A 17,625-nucleotide genomic window follows, 5' to 3' on the forward strand; every position below is an offset into this window, starting at 1 on the left:
GGGGCTGGCGTTCTTTACTGTAAAGAACATTTCTCATAGGGTACGCATCGACACCCCTCACTCCTGCCGTCCGGCGGGACGTCGAAAGGCCCCCTCATGCGCCTGAGAACGCGCGCCCTCGCCCTGCTCGCGGCCCTCGCCGCCGTGGTCGGCACCGCCGCGCCCGCCCACGCGGCCGGCCCGACCGGCGACGTCGTCTACGCCACCCGGGGCGGCGGGAAGGTCCTCGCCCTCACCTTCGACGACGGCCCCTCGCCCGACTGGACCCCGAAGGTCCTCGACCTGTTGCGGGCGCAGAAGGTCCGGGCCACGTTCTGCCTGCTCGGCAGCCAGGTCCAGGCGAACCCCGGGCTGGTCCGCCGGATCGTCGCCGACGGGCACGCGGTGTGCAACCACACCTGGAAGCACGACTACGTCGCCGACTGGACCCCCGAGGCGATCCGCGCGGACCTGGCGGCCACCAACGCGGCGATCCGGGCCGCCGCCGGGGACCCGGCCCTGCCGATCCGGTACTTCCGGGCCCCGTTCGGCGGCTTCGGCAACGCCCCGCTGGTCGCGGCCGAGCTGGGCATGTCCTCCCTGGCCTGGACGATGGACCCGCAGGACTGGGACGGCTCCGCGGCCGACGTGCTCGCGACCCGGCTGCGCGCGCAGGCGTACCCGACGGCGGTGGCGTTGTCCCACGACGGCGGGGGCTGGCGGCAGCCGACCCTGGACGCGTACGCGGCGATGATCCCCGAGTGGAAGGCCGGCGGCTGGAGCTTCGACCTGCCGGCCGTGACCGGGGGCCCGTACCCGCCCGCGTGCACCGCGCCGACCTGGCGCACGCACGACACGCACGTGGCCGGCGACCGGGTGACCCGGGCCGGGCGGGTGTACCAGGCCAACTGGTGGACGGTGCTGGAGGATCCGCGGACCGCGTGGTGGGTGTGGAGCGACCTGGGTCCCTGCTGACCCGCAGGCCGGGCGCCCGCCGCGCCGCCGGGCCGGCGCGGTGCCGCCCGGCCGGACACGGGAACGCCCCCCACGGATCATCCGCGGGGGGCGTTCCGCCGTTCTAGTAGGCCAGCGCGGCGGCCGTGCGCGAGGCCTGGGCCACGATCTGGGCCGCCGGGTCCTCGACCGGGTGCTGCTCGCGCCACCACGCCTGACCCTCCTCCGGGAGGGTGTAGATCGGGTCGTAGTAGGCGTAGGTGCGCTCGAGGGCCTCGGTGTCGGTGGCCTCGATGGACGTGCGGTAGTTCTTCGTCCAGTACGAGATGCCCTTGTCCCTGTCGTACTCGCTGAGCATGTGCACCCAGCGCTTCCCGACGAACGGCACGTCGCACACGATCCGCGGCGTCGCGTACCCGGGCAGGTAGCCCATGATCGCGTGCTGGAGGTGCTGGGCCTCCCACACCGACACCCGCCAGTGCTCGGCGTTGGGGATCAGGTCGCACATGTAGAAGTAGTAGGGGAGGATGTTCGCCTCGCCCTGCAGCGCGAAGCACAGGTCCAGCAGCTCGACGCTGGTGGCGTTGACGCCGCGCATCAGCACGCCCTGGTTGCGCACGTCGCGCACGCCCACGTCGATCGCGGTCCGCGCGGCCTTCGCCACCAGCGGGGTGACGGAGTTGGCGTGGTTGACGTGGGTGTGGATCGCGAGGTTGACGCCCCGGCGGTGCGCGGTGTTGGCGACCCGCTCCAGGCCCTCGACCACGTCGTGCTGGAGCCAGTGCTGCGGCAGGCCGGCCAGGGCCTTGGTGGCCAGCCGGATGTCGCGGACCGTGTCGAGGTCCAGCAGGCGCATCAGGTACGACTCGAGGTTCTTCCACGGCACGTTGGCCACGTCGCCGCCGGAGACCACGACGTCGCGCACGCCGGGCTGGGACTTCAGGTAGTTGATGTGCGCGTCGTAGCGGTCCACCGGCTTGAGTGAGAGCTTGAGCTTGTCGATCGTGGGGGTGGAGTTGCCGACGAGGTCCATCCGGGTGCAGTGGCCGCAGTACTGCGGGCAGGTGCTCAGCAGCTCAGCGAGGACCTTCGTCGGGTACCGGTGCGTGAGCCCCTCGGCCACCCACATGTCGTGCTCGTGCAGCGAGTCGCGCGTCGCGTACGGGTGCGAGGGGAAGTCGGTGCGCCGGTCGGACAGCACCGGCAGCATGTACCTGCGGACCGGGTCGGCGTAGAACGACTCGGTGGTCGGCACCTCGTGCGGGACCATCGTGTTCATCATCTGCGGCGGGACCAGCATCGACATGGTCGCGCGCTGCGCCTGGTCGGCCTCGAGGTCCGCGTAGAACGACTCGTCGAGCAGGTCGCCCATCAGGGCCCGGAGCTGCTTGACGTTCTTCACGCAGTTGACGCGCTGCCACTGGGCGGACTCCCACTGGTCGCGGGTCACCGTCCGGTATCCGGGCAGCCGCGTCCAGTCCGGCTCGACGATCTCCCGACGCCGGTACTCGTAAGGCTGCTCGGCCATGTCACCCCTCCTACAAAAAATATATGCCTGCGGAACCGTACTGGAGAATATCCCGTGTAGGAAGTACGCTGCCGGAGGATTTCCGGTCGGAGGGGGTTTTACGTGTCGTCGCCAGTGGGTCTGCACAGAGTGATCGAGCCGGCCGGGGTGCTGCCCCAGGCCGCCCGGAAACTGGACGCCAGCCCTCAAATCGCCGCCGACGAGGTGCGGATCCGGGTCGAACGGCTGAACCTGGACGCCGCGAGCTTCCGCCAGCTCTCCGAGAAGCACGCCGGGGACGGGGCCGCCGTGCGCGCCGAGGTATGCGCGATCGTTACCGAACGCGGCAAGATGCAGAACCCGGTCACCGGTTCCGGCGGCATGCTGATCGGCGTCGTGGAGGCCGTCGGCCCCGACTCCCCGCTCGGCCTGGCCGTCGGCGACCGGGTCGCCACCCTCGTCTCGCTCACCCTGACCCCGCTGATGATCACCGACGGGCTCAAGGGCTGGGACGGCCGCAGCGAGCAGGTGCCCGCCGAGGGCCACGCCATCCTGTTCGGCCGCTCCATCGCCGCCAAGCTCCCCGACGACATGGACCCCGAGCTGGCCCTGGCCGTCCTCGACGTGTGCGGCGCGCCCGCGCTCACCGCCCGGGTCGTCGCCGGCTACCGGGACGCGACCGTCGCCGTGATCGGCGGGGCCGGCAAGTCCGGCTCGCTGTCCCTGGCCGCCGCCCGGCAGGCCGGCGCGCGCACCGTCGGCATCGTGCCGCACGCCCGCGAGGCCGAGCTGCTCACCGGCGCCGGGATCGCCGACCACGTGGCCATCGCCGACGCGCGGGACCCCGTCGCGCTCGCCGACGCCGTGTCCGGCGCGCTCGGCGGGCCCGCCGACGTCACCGTCGTGTGCGTGGACGTCCCCGGCTGCGAACACGGCGCGATCCTGGCCACGGCCGCCGGGGGCACCGTCGTCTTCTTCTCCATGGCCACCTCGTTCGCCGCCGCCGCGCTCGGCGCCGAGGGCCTGGCCGCCGACGTCACCATGCTCGTCGGCAACGGATACGTGCCCGGGCACGCCGACGTCGCCCTGCAACTCCTGCGCGGCGAGCCGGGCGTCAGGACGCTTTTCGAGGGCCGGCTGCGGGCAGACTGAACACCATGGACACCACCCCCATCCTGTACGTCTCGGGCCGGGTCTACAGCCCCGCCGACCCGACCGCCAACGCCCTGCTCGTCGAGGGTGACCGGATCACGTGGCTCGGCGCGCGCGCCGACGCGCCCGGCACCCCGCGCGTCGTCGACCTGGGCGACCGCCTCGTCACGCCCGCGTTCGTCGACGCCCACATGCACGCGACCGACACCGGCCTGGCGCTGTCCGGGCTGGACCTGTCCGGCTGCCACAGCGCCGGCGACCTGCTCGCCCGGGTCGCCGCCCGCGCCGTGCGCACCGAGGGCCTGATCATGGGACACGGTTGGGAGCTGCCGGAACCCCCGACCGCCTCCGAACTGGACGCCGCGGCCGGCGGCCGGCCGGTGTACCTGACCCGGATCGACAAGCACTCCGCGCTCGCGTCCACCGCGCTGCTGCACCACGCGGCCGGCCGGATCGGGCACGACCCCGACGGCTGGGTCCGCCTCGACGCGCACCACGAGATCCGCAAGGCCGCCTACGCGGCGCTCGCGGCGACCGACCGTACCGCCGCCGGCCGGCTCGCCCTGCGGCACGCCGCCTCCCTCGGGATCGCCGCCGTGCACGAGTGCGGGGGGCCGGTGCTGTCCTCCGAGGCGGACTTCACCGGACTGTTGGCGGCGGGGGAGGAGTACCCCCAGGTGTTCGGTTTCTGGGGTGAGCTCTGCGCCGCCGCGAAGGCCAGGGAGCTGGGCGCGGTCGGGGCCGGTGGGGACCTGTTCGCCGACGGGGCGTTCGGCTCGCGCACCGCCTGCGTCCGCGACGCCTACCACGACGGCGACACCCACGGCCACGCCTACCTGACCGCCGAGCAGGTCGCCGCGCACCTGGTGGACTGCGCCGCGCACGGCATGCAGGGCGGGTTCCACGCCATCGGCGACGGGGCGCTGCGCGCCGTGGTCGACGGGTTCGCCCGCGCCGCCGAGCAGCTCGGGGTCGAGGCGGTCCGCGAGGCCGGCCACCGGGTCGAGCACGCCGAACTGCTCGACAAGGAACTCATCGCCGGCTTCGTGGAGTTCGGGATCATCGCCAGCGTGCAGCCCGTGTTCGACCGGCTGTGGGGCGGCGAGCACGGCATGTACGCCGCCCGCCTCGGCGTCGAACGCGCCCTGGCCGCCAACCCGTTCAGCGCCCTGCACGGCGTCGGCGTGACCCTGGCGTTCGGCTCCGACGCGCCCGTGACCCCGCTCGACCCGTGGGGGGCGGTGCTCGCCGCGACCCGGCACCACAACCCGGTGCACCGGATCAGCGCGAAGGCCGCGTTCGCCGCGCACACCCGGGGCGGCTGGCGCGCCGTGCGGCACGACAACGAGGGCGTGCTGGCCCCCGGCGGGGCCGCCACGTTCGCGGTGTGGGACACCGACGCCAAGGGCCTGCCGGATCTGGACCAGGGCGCACCCCGCTGCCTGCGGACGGTACTGCGTGGGAGGACAATCCATGAGGAGTGAGAAGTGAAGCTCGACCTCGACCCGGTCCTGGTCGACCGGGCCCGACAGCTCGCCGTCCGGGCCGGTGCGCCCGTGGTGGAGATCGCCCGCACCCACACGACGGTGTCGGTGGAGCGGGCCCTGTTGCGCCTGGCCGGCGTGTCCGGGGCCGACCCCGACGGCATCCCCTGGGTCAACCGGCTCGTCGACGCCGTCCGCGCGGACATCGGCCTGGAACACGGGGTCGCCGTCCCCGTGTTCCACGCCATGGCCGCCGAGAACCTCGCCGACCCGACCCTGCTGGCCCAGAAGGCCGCCGCCGGGTCGATCCGGTTCACGGTGCCGGGCAGGGGCGACGCGACCCGGGCCCGCAAGGCCTCCCGGCGCGCGGTCGGCGCGGGCATCAAGCAGATCGACCGCCGCCGGGTCGAACGCGAGAAGATGGTCAAGCGGCACGGCGACCCGAAGCAGCGGCCGTGGATCTACCTGATCGTGGCCACCGGCGACATCTACGAGGACATCCCGCAGGCCCAGGCCGCCGCGCGCGAGGGCGCCGACATCATCGCGGTGATCCGGTCCACGGGGCAGTCCCTGCTGGACTACGTGCCCGAGGGCGCGACCCGGGAGGGCTTCGCCGGCACGTACGCCACCCAGGAGAACTTCCGCCTGATGCGCGCCGCGCTCGACGAGTCGTCCAAGGAGCTGGGCCGCTACGTCCGGCTGACGAACTACGCGTCCGGCCTGTGCATGCCCGAGATCGCCACCCTCGCCGGCCTCGAACGCCTCGACATGATGCTCAACGACTCGATGTACGGCATCCTGTTCCGCGACATCAACCCGATCCGCACGTTCGTCGACCAGCGGTTCTCCCGGCAGATCCACGCCCGGGCCGGCATCATCATCAACACCGGCGAGGACAACTACCTCACCACCGCCGACGCCGTGGAGGCCGCGCACACGGTCACCACGTCGCAGCTGCTCAACGAGTACTTCGCGAAGGAGGCCGGGCTCGCCGACTGGCAGCTCGGGCTCGGGCACGCGTTCGAGATCAACCCGGACGTGCCCGACTCGTTCCGGCTCGAACTCGCGCACGCCCTGCTCGCCCGGGAACTGTTCCCCGAGGCGCCCCTGAAGTGGATGCCGCCGACCAAGCACATGACCGGCGACGTGTTCAAGGGCAACCTCCTCGACGGGTTCTTCAACCTGGCCGGCGCGCTGACCGGGCAGAGCATCCTGCTCGTCGGCATGATGACCGAGGCCGTGGTCACCCCGTGGCTGTCGGACCGCGACATCGCGCTGCAGAACGTCCGGTACGTGCTCGGCGCGGCCGGCAACCTGCACGAGGACTTCGTGCCGGCCCCGGGCGGCTTCATCCGCAACCGGGCCAACGAGGTGCTCAACGAGTCCATCGGGCTCCTGGAGGCCATCGCCGACGACACGCTGCTCAACGCGATCGCCGACGGCACGTTCGGCATCATGAAGCGGCCCGCCGACCGGGGCAAGGGCCTCGAGGGCGTGGCCGTGCAGGGCGAGGGCTACTACAACCCCGCCACGGAGATCCTGGAGGCACAGGCGTGAGCGGCAACATCGTCCGCCCGTACGGCGACACCACCGGCGACGGCATGACCCAGGTGTCGTTCACGCTGCCCATCCCGCACGACAAGCGGGCCGAGGGCGCGGCGTTGCAGCTGGCGGCCAAGATGGGCCTGGAACCGGCGATGCTGGTGCACGCCAAGCCGATGGGCGACAACTTCACCTTCTTCGTCGTCTACGGCTCCGTGCGCCACCTCGTCGAACTCGACAAGGTCGTCGTCGTGGAACGCGACTTCCCGCTGCTGGGGGCCAAGGAGGTCAACACGGTGGTGAAGAAGCGGCTGCGCCGCAAGCTCGTGGTCGTCGGCGCGTGCATCGGCACCGACGCGCACACCGTGGGCATCGACGCGATCCTCAACATCAAGGGGTACGCGGGCCAGAAGGGCCTGGAGTACTACCGCGAACTGCGGGTCGTCAACCTCGGCGCCCAGGTCGCCGTCCCCGAACTGGTCGAACGCGCCCGGGCCGAGAAGGCCGACGCGGTCCTCGTCAGCCAGGTCGTGACCCAGAAGGACGCGCACCTGCACAACACCAAGGAGATGTCGGCGGCGTTCCGGGAGGCGTTCCCGGCCGCGAAGCGTCCCCTGCTCATCGTCGGCGGACCCCGGTTCGACGAACTGGCCACCGGGGAGCTCGGCGTCGACCGGATCTTCGGCCGCGGCACCACCCCCGGCGAGGTGGCCAGCTACCTCGTGCACGCACTCGTGGAGAAGTCGAGCGACGGCGCGAGGCGTTCTGTGCCGAGCGTCGGAGCGACCAAAGAAGCAGGAGCCCTCGTATGACCACCGTGACCCACCGCCGCTACGTCCCCTACAGCCACGCCCACTACGCCGGCAACCTGGTCGACGGGGCCTACGCCCTGGGCCTGTTCGGCGACGTCGCCACCGAGGTGTGCATCGTCCTCGACGGCGACGAGGGCCTGTTCGCCTCGTACTCCGACGTGCAGTTCAAGGCGCCGATGAAGGCCGGCGACCTGCTGGAGGTCGTGGCGACCGTGACCCGGATGGGCACCCGGTCGCGGACCATCGACTTCGAGTGCCGGGTGGTCGGGCGCGGCCGGCCGGACAAATCGGAGTCGGCCGCCGAGATCCTGGAGACCCCGATCGTGGCGGTCACGGCGACCGGCACCGTGGTCGTCCCGGCGAAGTGAGCCACGGTTCCTCCCGGCACCACCGGGCGCGCGGCACCCTCGGCCCCGGCCCCGTGTGCCGTCGCCCGGGTCGGCTGACGGGGACGTGGCGCGGCCTCCCGGCGGGTGTCGGGTGCTGATCGGCTGCGTCGACGTCGGGTCCACGTTCACCAAGCTCGCCGTCGTGGACACGGGTACCGGGGAACTGGTCGCCACGGCCAGCCACCCCACCACCCTGGACACCGACGTGCTGCGCGGCGTGGACGCCACGGTCGCCGCGACGGGGCTGCGGCTCGACGACCTGCGGGCGTGTTCCAGCGCGGGCGGCGGGCTGCGGCTGGCCGTCATCGGGTACGAGGCCCTGGTCACCGCCGAGGCCGGCTACCGGGTCGGCATGTCGGCCGGCGCGAAGGTCGTGCACGTCTCCGCCGGCCGGCTCGACGCCGCCGGGGTGGCCGCCGTCCGCGCCGCGAAGCCCGACGTGCTGCTCCTCGTGGGCGGCACCGACGGCGGGGACGCCGAGACGATCCTGCACAACGCGCGCCGGATCAGCCGGATCGCGGTACCCGTCGTGGTGGCCGGCAACGCCGACGCCCGGGAGGAGGCGTGCGCGCTCCTGGCCGCCCGCACCGCCGTGGGCTGCGACAACGTCCTGCCCCGGATCGGCACCCTGAACCCGGGGCCCGCGCGCCTGGCCCTGCGGGAGGTGTTCCTGCGGCACGTGATCGGCGGCAAGAAGCTGTCGCGGGGGCCGCGGTTCGCCTCGCTGGTGCGGGGCGCGACCCCCGACATCGTGCTGTCGGCCGTGGAACTCCTCGACGGGGACGTGGTGGTCGTGGACGTCGGCGGGGCCACCACCGACGTGTACTCCGTGCTCACCCCCGACCCCGAGCGCGAGGCCGGCCTGCACGGCGAGGTCGCCGGCACCCTGTGGCGGTCCCGTACCGTCGAAGGGGATCTGGGGGTGCGCTGGGGTGCGCCCGGCGTCGTCGAGGCGGCGGTCCGGGAGAAGCTGATCGGCGAGGCCGAGGCCCGGGTGCTCGCCCCGGCCGCCGACGCCCGCGCCGGTGACCCCGGGTTCCTCGCCGACGACCTGGCCGTCGACGCCCGGCTCGCCGAGCTGGCGGTGACCGTGGCGCTGCGCCGGCACGCCCGGGGCGAACGGGTGCTCGCCGACGGGCCGCTGCGGGGCGGCAAGGACCTGCGCGAGGTCCGCCTGGTGATCGGCTCCGGCGGGGTCCTGCGCACGCTGCCCGCCGACGCCTCCGACGCGCTGCTGGCCGCCGCGCTGTCCGACCACGCCGGTTCCTGGCCCACGCCGCGCGCCGCCCACCGGCACGTGGACCGCGCCTACGTCCTGGCCGCCGCCGGACTGCTCGCCGAGGACCACCCGGACGTGGCCCGCGCCCTCCTCGCCGGGGTCGCCACCGAAAAGGCATAAATCCGGACAGGACTTCCGGGGGGTACTATCCTCGGCGGTGCGGACCCCTGACCGGAACGGGGGAGTGCCATGACCTTCGGTGTGCTCGGCGACCTCAACTGGTGGGCCGTCCTCGTCGCGGCGCTGGCGTACTTCGCCCTCGGCGGCCTGTGGTTCTCCGTCCCCCTGATCGCGAAGCCGTGGATCAGGGCCGTCGGCACGGACATGACCGGCGGCGCCACCCCGGGACCCTCGTACTACATCGGGCCCCTGATCACCTGCTCGGTGTCCACGGTCGCCACGGCGGTGCTCGCGCGCGCCACCGGCACGGACACGGTCGCCGAGGGCCTGGTGCTCGGGCTCGTGGTGGGCCTCGGGCTCGCGGTCGCCGTGCTGTTCGTGACCGGGTACTTCGACCCGCAGAAGGCCCGGCCGATGGTCTGGGTGGCGATCACCGCCGGGTACCACCTGGTGGGGCTGGTCCTCGTCGCCGTGATCCTCGCGGTGTGGACGTAGCGGCCGGCCGGCCCCGCTGGTCCGGCCGGCCGGGCGACGGTCAGCCGGCCTTGTGCGCGACGCAGAAGATCCGCGCGAACGGGAACGCCACCACGCCGTGCGTCGTCGGGTAGCTCTCCGCGAGCCGCGCGCCCAGCTCGGCGCGGAACGCCGCCCAGTGCGCGTCGTCGAGGCGGGACCGGACGGGCCGCAGCGCGGTGCCCTCCATCCAGGTCAGTACGGGGTGGACGTCGGCGGCCGGCAGCAGGTGCACGTACGTCGTCTCCCACGCGTCGACCGCGAGCCCCTCGCCGAGCAGCAGCTGCGCGTACCCGGCGGCGTCGAGCACGGGGGCGACCCGGGGCTGCCAGTCGAGCAGGTCGCGCCACGGCTCCTCGAACGCCAGCGCGCGCAGGGTCTCGTGCGAGTGCGCGGCGAAGTTGCCCGGCACCTGGAACGCCAGCCACCCGCCGGGGGACAGGGCCCGTGACCAGCGCCGGAGCAGCTCCTGGTGCTCCGGCACCCACTGGAGCACGGCGTTGGACACCAGGACGTCCACGTCGGGGCCGGGCGTGAAGTCGTTGACGTCGGCGACCGCGTACTCCAGGTCCGACGACGCCCGGGCCTTGTCGATCATCTCGGGGGAGCTGTCGAGTCCGCTGACCGCCGCGTCCGGCCAGCGGTCGGCGAGGGTGGCGGTCAGGTTGCCGGGGCCACAGCCCAGGTCGACCACGGTGCGGGGCGCGGTGGCGCCGATCCGGGCGACCAGCTCGAAGAAGGGGCGGCTGCGCTCGTCACCGTAGCGGGCGTAGGTGTTCGGGTCCCACATGTGCGCTCCTTATAAACCGTACGTACGTCTTGGTTGACCGTACACGGGCGGGGGCACGGTGACAACCGGTGCGCGGAGGCCGTGCGGGGCGAGGTGGCGCCGCGCGGTGCGCGCCGGGCGCGAGGCTCGAGGTCCCGCGGCCGGCGCGCGTTCCGGTACCCCGGAAAAGGGGTTGGGGCCACCCCGGGAGGACGGGCGGCCCCACCGGTCAGTGCCCGAAGGTGATCCAGTTGACGCTCACGTAGTCGGCCGGCTGGCCACTGGCGAAGGTCAGGTACACGTCGTGGGTGCCGGTCACGGCGCTGATGTTCGCCGGCACCGTCCGCCACGACTGCCACCCGCCGGTGCCGGCGACCGCGAAACTGCCCACCGGCGGGCCCGACGGGCTGTCCAGGCGCACCTCGACCAGCCCGCTCACCCCGCCGGTCGCGCCGGCCCGCCGGGGTAGGACGTGCCCTCGGAGACCCGCCAGTCCCCGCCGAGGCCGCCGCCGGTGAAGCGGACCGGCGGCCGTGCTCGCCGGCACCACCGGACCGGCCGACGGCGAGGACCTGTTCGACCGGTGGTTGTGGCTGCCCGACCTGGTCCGGCTCGCCCTGGCCTGCGGGGACGAACCGCTCGCCCGGTCCGCCGCCGGTGCCGCCGACGCCGACGCCGCCCGGGAACCACTGCCCCGACGGGTCGCCGCCGCCCGCCAGGCCCGGGCCGTCCTCGACGCCGACGCCGACGCGCTGCTCGCCGTCGCGGAACTGCACCGCCTCGCCCCGGCCCCCCTGGCGCTCGGCCAGTGCTGCGAGGAGGCGGCCGTGGTCCTCGGCCGGGCCGGGGACGTGCCCGGGGCCCGCGCGGCCCTCGCCGAGGCGGTGCGCGCCTACCACGGGCTCGGCGCCGCCTGGGACGTCACCCGGGCCGACGCCCGACTGCGCGGGTACGGGGTCCGGCGCGGCCCCCGGCTCGTCCAGCGCCGCCCGGCGGCCGTGTGGGACGCGCTCACCCCCACGGAGGCCCGGGTCGCGGCCCTGGTCGGGCGGGGCCGGTCGAATCCGGAGATCGCCGCCGAGCTGCTGCTGTCGCCGCGGACCGTGCAGAGCCACGTGTCCAACATCCTGGCCAAGCTCGGCTTCGCCTCCCGCGTCGAGATCGCCGTCGCCCTGGCCCGCCGCCACCCGGACGACTCCCGGTCCTGACGGGGCCGCCCGCGGGCCCAGCCGAGGTGGGGGCCGGGCCGGAGCCGCGCCGAGGCGGGACGGCGCACGGGCACGGGGCCAACGCGACGCGGGGTAGCCTGCCCTGATGGAGGCCCTGGACCAGGTGTGGCGTGCCGACGCGCCCCGGATCCGCGCCGCCCTCGCCCGCCGCCTGGGCGATCTCGACGCCGCCGAGGACGCGCTCCAGGAGGCCGTGGCCGCCGCCCTGGACCACTGGCCGGCGGACGGCGTCCCCGTGAACCCGGGCGGCTGGCTGCTCACCACCGCGTGGCGGCGCGCCGTCGACCGGCTGCGCCGCGAGGCCCGGGGCCGCGAACTGCTCGCCCGGGTCGCCGACGTGGACCAGGCCGAGGACGACCGGCTCGGCCTGCTGTTCGGCTGCTGCGATCCGGTGCTGCCGACCGAGGCGCAGATCGCGCTCACCCTGCGGGCCGTCGGCGGGCTGGCCACGGCGGAGGTGGCCGCCGCGTTCCTGGTGCCCGAGACGACGATGGCGCAGCGGTTGACCCGGGCGCGCCGTACCCTGAAGAACCGTCCTTCGCCCTTCGTCGTGCCCGATCCCGAGCGGCTCGCCGAACGGCTCGACGGGGTGCTGCACGTGCTCTACCTGGTGTTCAACGAGGGCTACCAGTCCCGGCCGCCGCTGCGCGCCGAGGCGCTGCGGCTGACCCGGGAACTGGCGGACCTGATGCCGGGCGAGCCGGAGGCGGCGGGCCTGGCCGCGCTGATGGAGCTGCACGAGGCGCGGGCCGCGACCCGGTTCGACGCGGCCGGGGAGCTGGTCGTGCTCGACGACCAGGACCGGTCCCGCTGGGACGGTGCCCTGATCGGGGCGGCGCTGCGCCGGCTGCGCAGAGCGGTCGCGCTGTGCCGGACGGGGGTCTACCAGTTGCAGGCCGGCATCGCCGCGCAGCACGCCCTCGCGCCCACCGCCGGGGACACGGACTGGCGCGCGATCCGGGCGCTGTACGACCGGCTGCACGCCCTGCGCCCGGACCCCGTCACCTGGCTGTCCCGCGCGGTGGCCACCTGGCGGCTGCACGGGCCGGAGCGGGCCCTCGCCGAGGTGGAGGAGGTCGCCGACCGGCTCGGCCACTACCGCCTGCTGCACGCCACCCGCGCGGAGCTGCTGGCGGCGCTGGGCCGCGACGAGGAGGCCGGCCGGGCCGCGCGCACCGCGCACGACCTGGCCGTCGACCCCGCCGAACGCCGACTCCTCGACGCCCGGCTCCGCGCGAGCCGCTAGGTCAGCGCGAGACCGTCCCCCGGACCTCCACGCTCACGTACGGGTACTTCAACCCGGGCCACGTCCGCGCGATCGCCACGGCCTCCTCCAGCGTCGGCGTCTCCAGGAACACGATGCCCCCGATGACCTCCTTCAGCTCCACGTACGGGCCGTCGGTGACCACCTCGCCACGGATCGTGCGCGCGCCCGCGACCCGCTGCAGCTCCGCGCCACCCTCGCCGAAGTGCCCGTCCCAGCGCTCGAACCAGGCCCACACCGCGGCCTCGTGTTCCTTGGTCTCCTCGGGTGACGCCGCGTCCTCGAGGGCCTCGTCGCTGACGATGAGCATCGCGTACCGCATGATCGTTCTCCTTCGTTCTCGTCGAGCCTGTCACGGGTATGACGAACGGGGAGCCCTCCGAAACGACACACCGGCGACACGCCGGTTTCCTATTGCCAAAATTCTGGTTTGGTTGGCGCTAACGGGCCTGCGATGCGTACGGTCTGTGAGTCCTACTTCGGAGCGGCTCGGCTCGCTCCGTCGCTCCATCCGGTGGGCATGGCGGCCGACAGGTCGCGTCGTCCGCCAGCGGCCAGGTCCACAGGATGGAGGTCGGCGGGGCGGTGCGAGAGTGGCCGCGACGTCGGTTCCGGGCAGGATGTGCGGGGAGCCAGTAGACAACAGTGCGGGGCGGGCAGCCAACTCGTGTCGGACTGGTCCGAAGGTTCCCTCGGACATCCTGCCGGACCGGCAGGGATACCTGGGTGATGTAGGGGGCGCGGCGGGGGCCGCGCCCCGTTATCTTTTTTCCACCCGCACAATGGGCCGGTGCTGATGACTGAGACCGCCGCCCCCGCCCCCGAGCGGCCGGCGAGGATCCCCCGGTGGCTGGCGTACGCCGCCGCCGTGGTGGCCGGCGGCCTTCTCCTGGTGTCCTTCCCGCCCTACGGCCTGTGGTTCTGCGCGCCGCTCGGCGTGGCCCTGCTCGCGTGCGCGGTGCGCGGCCGGAGCGTGTGGGCTGGGCTCGGGTTCGGCTGGATCACCGGCGTGGTGCTGTTCGTCCCCCTGCTGAGCTGGACGGGGACCCAGGTCGGCTGGTGGCCGTGGATCCTGCTCGCCAACCTCCAGGCGTCCTACGTCGGCCTGCTGGGCGCGGCGGCGGCCCTCACGACCCCCCTTTTCCGTCGGTACGCGTGGAGCTGGCCCGTCCTGACCGCCCTGCTCTGGGTCGCGCAGGAGTACGCCCGGTCGCGGACCCCGTTCGGGGGCTTCCCGTGGGGGCGGCTCGCGTTCAGCCAGGCCGACGCGCCCACGGTCCGGTTCGCGTACCTCGGCGGCGCGCCGCTGGTCACCCTGGTGGTGGCGGGGGCCGGTGGGCTGCTGGCCTACGCGGCCTGGCACCTCGCGTTCGGTCCGCGCCCGGCCGCCGGCGCGGACGCCGCCGCCAGTTCCGGGGCGGCCCGCCGGCTCGTGACGGTGGCCCTGCTCGCCGACCTCGGCGCGGTCGCCGTCATGGGGGTCGGGGCGCTCCTCCCCGTGGTCGCGCCGGGCGAGGGCCGGGCCGTGGACATCGCCGTCGTGCAGGGCAACGTGCCCCGCCTGGGCCTCGACTTCAACGAGCAGCGCCGCGCGGTCCTCGACAACCACGTCGACGCCACCCTGGAACTGGCCGGGAAGGTCGACCGCCAGGAGATCCGCCGCCCCGCGCTCGTGGTCTGGCCGGAGAACTCCTCCGACATCGACCCGTACGTCAACGCCGACGCCTTCGAGGCCATCGACCGGGCCGCGCGCGCGATCGGCGCCCCGATCCTGGTCGGCGCGGTGCTGGCCCCGAAGGACGGGCACGTCCGGAACGTGGGGCTGCTCTGGGTCGCCGGCAAGGGGCCGGTGCAGGAGTACACGAAGCGCCATCCGGTACCGTTCGCGGAGTTCATCCCGATGCGCCCGCTCGTCCGGAAGATCACCAAGAAGGTGGACCTGGTCCGCTCGGACTTCGCGGCCGGCGACCGGCCCGGCGTGATGAGCGTGCCGGCCGAGGGCGGCGCGTTCCCGATCGGCGACGTGATCTGCTTCGAGGTGGCCTACGACGACATCGTCCGGGACACCGTGACCGGCGGCGCGCAGCTGCTCGTCACCCAGACGAACAACGCCACGTTCAACACCGCGGAGGCCGAACAACAGTTGAGCATGGTGCGGCTGCGGTCCGTGGAACACGGCCGTCCGGGCCTGATGGCCTCGACCGTGGGGGTGTCGGCGTTCGTGTCCCCGGACGGCCGCGCGTACGACGCCACGACGTTCAACACCCGCGCCGCGCTGGTGAGGACGACACACCTGACGGTAGTCAAGACCCCGGCGACTACGCTGGGGGGCACGCCGGAGGCCGTTCTGGCGGGGCTGGCGCTGTTTGGGCTGGTCATGGCCGGATTCGTCCGTCGCCGTGCCGCAGCCCAGCACACCGATGAGGAGGAAGCGTGACCGAGAACACCACACCGTCGATCCCGGCGGAGGAGGGGTACCCCGGAGTTGGCCGGGTCCTCGTGGTGATCCCGACGTACAACGAGCTGGAGAACGTCCGGCTCATCGTCGATCGTGTACGCCGTGCGGTCCCCCAGGTGGACATCCTCGTCGCTGACGACAACAGCCCCGACGGGACGGGTGCGGTGGCCGACGAGCTCGCCGCCGCCGACCCGCAGGTGCACGTGTTGCACCGCAAGGGCAAGGAGGGCCTGGGCGCCGCGTACATCGCGGGCTTCGGCTGGGCCAAGGAGCACGGTTACGACGTCGTGTGCGAGATGGACGCCGACGGTTCCCACGCCCCCGAGCAGCTGCACCGCCTCCTGGACGCGATCGCGGCCGGCGCGGACGGCGCGCTGGGCGCCCGCTACATCCCGGGCGGTTCCGTGGTGAACTGGCCGAAGCGCCGGCTGTTCCTGTCCCGCGGCGGCAACCTGTACATCCGGATCATGCTCGGTATGCCGGTCAGCGACGCCACCGGCGGCTACCGGGCGTACCGGCTGCCCCTGCTCGACAAGATCGACCTCGCGTCGGTCATCTCGCACGGGTACTGCTTCCAGGTCGACCTGACCTACCGGGCCTACAAGACCGGCTGCAAGCTCGTCGAGGTGCCGATCACCTTCCACGAGCGGGTGCACGGCGTGTCCAAGATGAGTGGTTCGATCATCCGGGAGGCGCTGTTCAAGGTCACCGGCTGGGCCGTCCGCGACCGGCTCGGCGGGAAGAAGAAGGCGTCCGCCGAGCGTTGAACCGGGCATGCGTACCCTCTGGCTGGTCATCGCGGCACTGATCATCGTGCCCGTCGTCGAGATCGCGGCGCTCGTCGCCGTCGGTCAGGTGATCGGCCTGGGGTGGACGCTCCTGCTGGTGCTGGCGACCTCGGCGCTGGGCGGCTGGCTGCTCCGCCGCGAGGGTGGCCGGGCCTGGCGGGCCGTCCAGACGGACGTCCAGGAGGGCCGGGCGCCCGGCAGGCACGCGACCGACGGGTTCCTGGTCTTCGTCGGCGGGGTGCTGATGCTGGTCCCCGGCTTCGTGTCGGACCTGTTCGGGATGCTGATGATCGCGCCGCCGACCCGGGGGCTGTTCCGGGGCCTGGTGGAGCGGGTGGCGACCCGGCGGCTCGACCCGCGGCTCACGAACGACCTGTTCGGCCCCCGGACCGTGAAGATCAGAACGCAGCGCGGCACCAGCCCGGACGCGCCCATCGAGGGTGAGATCGTCTGACGGACATGGAAAGAGCCTCCCCGCGGGGAGGCTCTTTCTCTATGTGGGTCCTGCGGTGGATCTCTTTACAGCGACTCGAACTGCTCGCGGCCCGGCTCGACCTCGTTGGGCAGCCGGGGCTCGACCTCGATGAGGCGCAGCGGGATCTGCGTGCCGGGACGGGTGCCGCCACCAACGGGAACTTCGCGCATGGCTGTTCCTTCCTGTTCGGATGTGCTTGGCCGAATCAAGCATCGAGCGACGTTCGAATTAAGTCAAGAGTCCTGTCGTCTCACGACAGTCCCGCCCCGGAACGGCGACAGTCCCGCCCCGGAACGGCGACAGTCCCGCCCCGGAACGGCGACAGTCCCGCCCCGGAACGGCGACAGTCCCGCCCCCGGCACGGCGAGAGGCCCCGACCCTGACGGGTCGGGGCCTCTACGGCGTCGTGCGTCAGACCGTGCGGCCACCGCGACGGCTGCGGACCTCGTCGAGACGCTCGTTGAGGATGTCCTCGAGCTCCGACATGGACCGCCGCTCCAGCAGCATGTCCCAGTGGGTGCGCGGCGGCTTCGCCTTCTTCGACTCGGGCTCGCTACCGTCGACGAGACGGGCGACCGTGCCGTCGAACTTGCACTCCCAGATCGGCGGAACCTCGGCGTCCACCGCGAACGGGACCTCGAACTGATGCCCCCTGGCGCACAGGTACTCCCGAGTCTGCCGAGGCGCCAACTCGGTGTTTCGGTCCGACTCGTAGCTGATAGCTCCGAGACGGCTTCCGCGCAGCATGCGCTCGCCCATGATCGGCTTTCCCCTCCGGCTGTCGTGCGCGTACAACGGGTGTAACGATCGTGGCCCGTTTCATGTTCCCCGTTGAGGGTATTTCTCACGGTGAGTCACTACGGCCCCCGGCCCCGTCGAGGGTAGTACCTCGCGGCCAGTCGTGAGTACCC

The 17,625-nt window shown here is 73.1% G+C and carries 18 protein-coding genes and 1 pseudogene; 13 read left to right on the forward strand and 6 right to left on the reverse strand.

Annotated elements, in window-relative coordinates:
* The first annotated feature begins 96 nt into the window (after window positions 1-96).
* The gene (locus PT931_RS28465; RefSeq protein ID WP_456248786.1) at window positions 97-954 is read left to right on the forward strand and encodes a polysaccharide deacetylase family protein; all 858 of its coding nucleotides are present in this window, start codon (window positions 97-99) and stop codon (window positions 952-954) included.
* Between the two features lie 103 nt (window positions 955-1,057).
* On the opposite strand, the gene PT931_RS28470 is transcribed toward PT931_RS28465, so the two are convergent.
* A complete protein-coding gene (locus PT931_RS28470) occupies window positions 1,058-2,461 on the reverse strand; it encodes a KamA family radical SAM protein (RefSeq protein ID WP_456248787.1) in 1,404 nt (467 codons plus the stop codon).
* Window positions 2,462-2,563: 102 nt separating this feature from the next.
* Here PT931_RS28470 and kdd point away from each other — a divergent pair, with 102 nt between their 5' ends.
* The 7 genes from kdd to PT931_RS28505 all read left to right on the forward strand — a co-directional run bounded on the left by kdd (window position 2,564) and on the right by PT931_RS28505 (window position 9,713).
* The gene (kdd, locus tag PT931_RS28475) at window positions 2,564-3,592 is read left to right on the forward strand and encodes an L-erythro-3,5-diaminohexanoate dehydrogenase (protein WP_456248788.1); all 1,029 of its coding nucleotides are present in this window, start codon (window positions 2,564-2,566) and stop codon (window positions 3,590-3,592) included.
* 5 nt (window positions 3,593-3,597) lie between these two features.
* A complete protein-coding gene (locus tag PT931_RS28480) occupies window positions 3,598-5,076 on the forward strand; it encodes an amidohydrolase (RefSeq protein ID WP_456248789.1) in 1,479 nt (492 codons plus the stop codon).
* Window positions 5,077-5,079: 3 nt separating this feature from the next.
* Window positions 5,080-6,633, forward strand: a complete 1,554-nt coding sequence (kamD, locus tag PT931_RS28485; protein WP_456248790.1) for a lysine 5,6-aminomutase subunit alpha — start codon at window positions 5,080-5,082, stop codon at window positions 6,631-6,633.
* Window positions 6,630-7,430, forward strand: a complete 801-nt coding sequence (gene kamE, locus PT931_RS28490; protein WP_456248791.1) for a lysine 5,6-aminomutase subunit beta — start codon at window positions 6,630-6,632, stop codon at window positions 7,428-7,430. Before kamD ends, kamE begins: the two co-directional genes overlap by 4 nt.
* Window positions 7,427-7,798, forward strand: coding sequence for a 3-aminobutyryl-CoA ammonia lyase (gene kal / locus PT931_RS28495; RefSeq protein WP_456248792.1), 372 nt, complete (start codon window positions 7,427-7,429; stop codon window positions 7,796-7,798). Before kamE ends, kal begins: the two co-directional genes overlap by 4 nt.
* A gap of 112 nt (window positions 7,799-7,910) precedes the next feature.
* Entirely contained in the window at window positions 7,911-9,218 is a 1,308-nt protein-coding gene (locus PT931_RS28500) for a glutamate mutase L (protein WP_456248793.1), read from the forward strand.
* Window positions 9,219-9,287: 69 nt separating this feature from the next.
* Complete coding sequence (locus PT931_RS28505; RefSeq protein WP_456248794.1) at window positions 9,288-9,713, forward strand: DUF1761 domain-containing protein; 426 nt, start codon at window positions 9,288-9,290, stop codon at window positions 9,711-9,713.
* A gap of 40 nt (window positions 9,714-9,753) precedes the next feature.
* Here PT931_RS28505 and PT931_RS28510 read toward each other — a convergent pair whose 3' ends face one another.
* Both PT931_RS28510 and PT931_RS28515 read right to left on the reverse strand, forming a co-directional pair.
* Window positions 9,754-10,521, reverse strand: coding sequence for a trans-aconitate 2-methyltransferase (locus tag PT931_RS28510; protein ID WP_456248795.1), 768 nt, complete (start codon window positions 10,519-10,521; stop codon window positions 9,754-9,756).
* A gap of 208 nt (window positions 10,522-10,729) precedes the next feature.
* Window positions 10,730-10,996: pseudogene (locus PT931_RS28515) on the reverse strand (carbohydrate-binding protein); the annotation flags it as partial.
* 37 nt (window positions 10,997-11,033) lie between these two features.
* Here PT931_RS28515 and PT931_RS28520 point away from each other — a divergent pair.
* Complete coding sequence (locus PT931_RS28520; protein WP_456248796.1) at window positions 11,034-11,708, forward strand: response regulator transcription factor; 675 nt, start codon at window positions 11,034-11,036, stop codon at window positions 11,706-11,708.
* A 106-nt stretch (window positions 11,709-11,814) separates the two neighbouring features.
* Window positions 11,815-12,975, forward strand: coding sequence for an RNA polymerase sigma factor (locus tag PT931_RS28525; protein ID WP_456248797.1), 1,161 nt, complete (start codon window positions 11,815-11,817; stop codon window positions 12,973-12,975).
* A 1-nt stretch (window position 12,976) separates the two neighbouring features.
* Here the strand turns inward: PT931_RS28525 and PT931_RS28530 are convergent, their stop codons facing one another.
* Window positions 12,977-13,315, reverse strand: coding sequence for a YciI family protein (locus PT931_RS28530; protein ID WP_456248798.1), 339 nt, complete (start codon window positions 13,313-13,315; stop codon window positions 12,977-12,979).
* Between the two features lie 474 nt (window positions 13,316-13,789).
* Here PT931_RS28530 and lnt point away from each other — a divergent pair, with 474 nt between their 5' ends.
* Genes lnt through PT931_RS28545 form a run of 3 tightly spaced genes read left to right on the forward strand, consistent with a single transcriptional unit; the run spans window position 13,790 to window position 16,693 of the window.
* The gene (lnt, locus tag PT931_RS28535) at window positions 13,790-15,430 is read left to right on the forward strand and encodes an apolipoprotein N-acyltransferase (RefSeq protein WP_456248994.1); all 1,641 of its coding nucleotides are present in this window, start codon (window positions 13,790-13,792) and stop codon (window positions 15,428-15,430) included.
* A 20-nt stretch (window positions 15,431-15,450) separates the two neighbouring features.
* Window positions 15,451-16,218 carry a polyprenol monophosphomannose synthase gene (locus tag PT931_RS28540; protein ID WP_456248995.1) on the forward strand — a complete coding sequence of 256 codons (768 nt, stop codon included), beginning with the start codon at window positions 15,451-15,453 and terminating at the stop codon, window positions 16,216-16,218.
* A 7-nt stretch (window positions 16,219-16,225) separates the two neighbouring features.
* Entirely contained in the window at window positions 16,226-16,693 is a 468-nt protein-coding gene (locus PT931_RS28545; RefSeq protein ID WP_456248799.1) for an FxsA family protein, read from the forward strand.
* A gap of 65 nt (window positions 16,694-16,758) precedes the next feature.
* On the opposite strand, the gene PT931_RS28550 is transcribed toward PT931_RS28545, so the two are convergent.
* Window positions 16,759-16,884: a hypothetical protein gene (locus PT931_RS28550; protein WP_456248800.1), complete on the reverse strand. Its 126-nt coding sequence runs from the start codon at window positions 16,882-16,884 to the stop codon at window positions 16,759-16,761.
* Between the two features lie 241 nt (window positions 16,885-17,125).
* Window positions 17,126-17,473: an RNA polymerase-binding protein RbpA gene (locus PT931_RS28555; RefSeq protein ID WP_197004060.1), complete on the reverse strand. Its 348-nt coding sequence runs from the start codon at window positions 17,471-17,473 to the stop codon at window positions 17,126-17,128.
* Between the last annotated feature and the right edge of the window lie 152 nt (window positions 17,474-17,625).

The sequence above is a fragment of the Longispora urticae genome, from assembly GCF_053902585.1.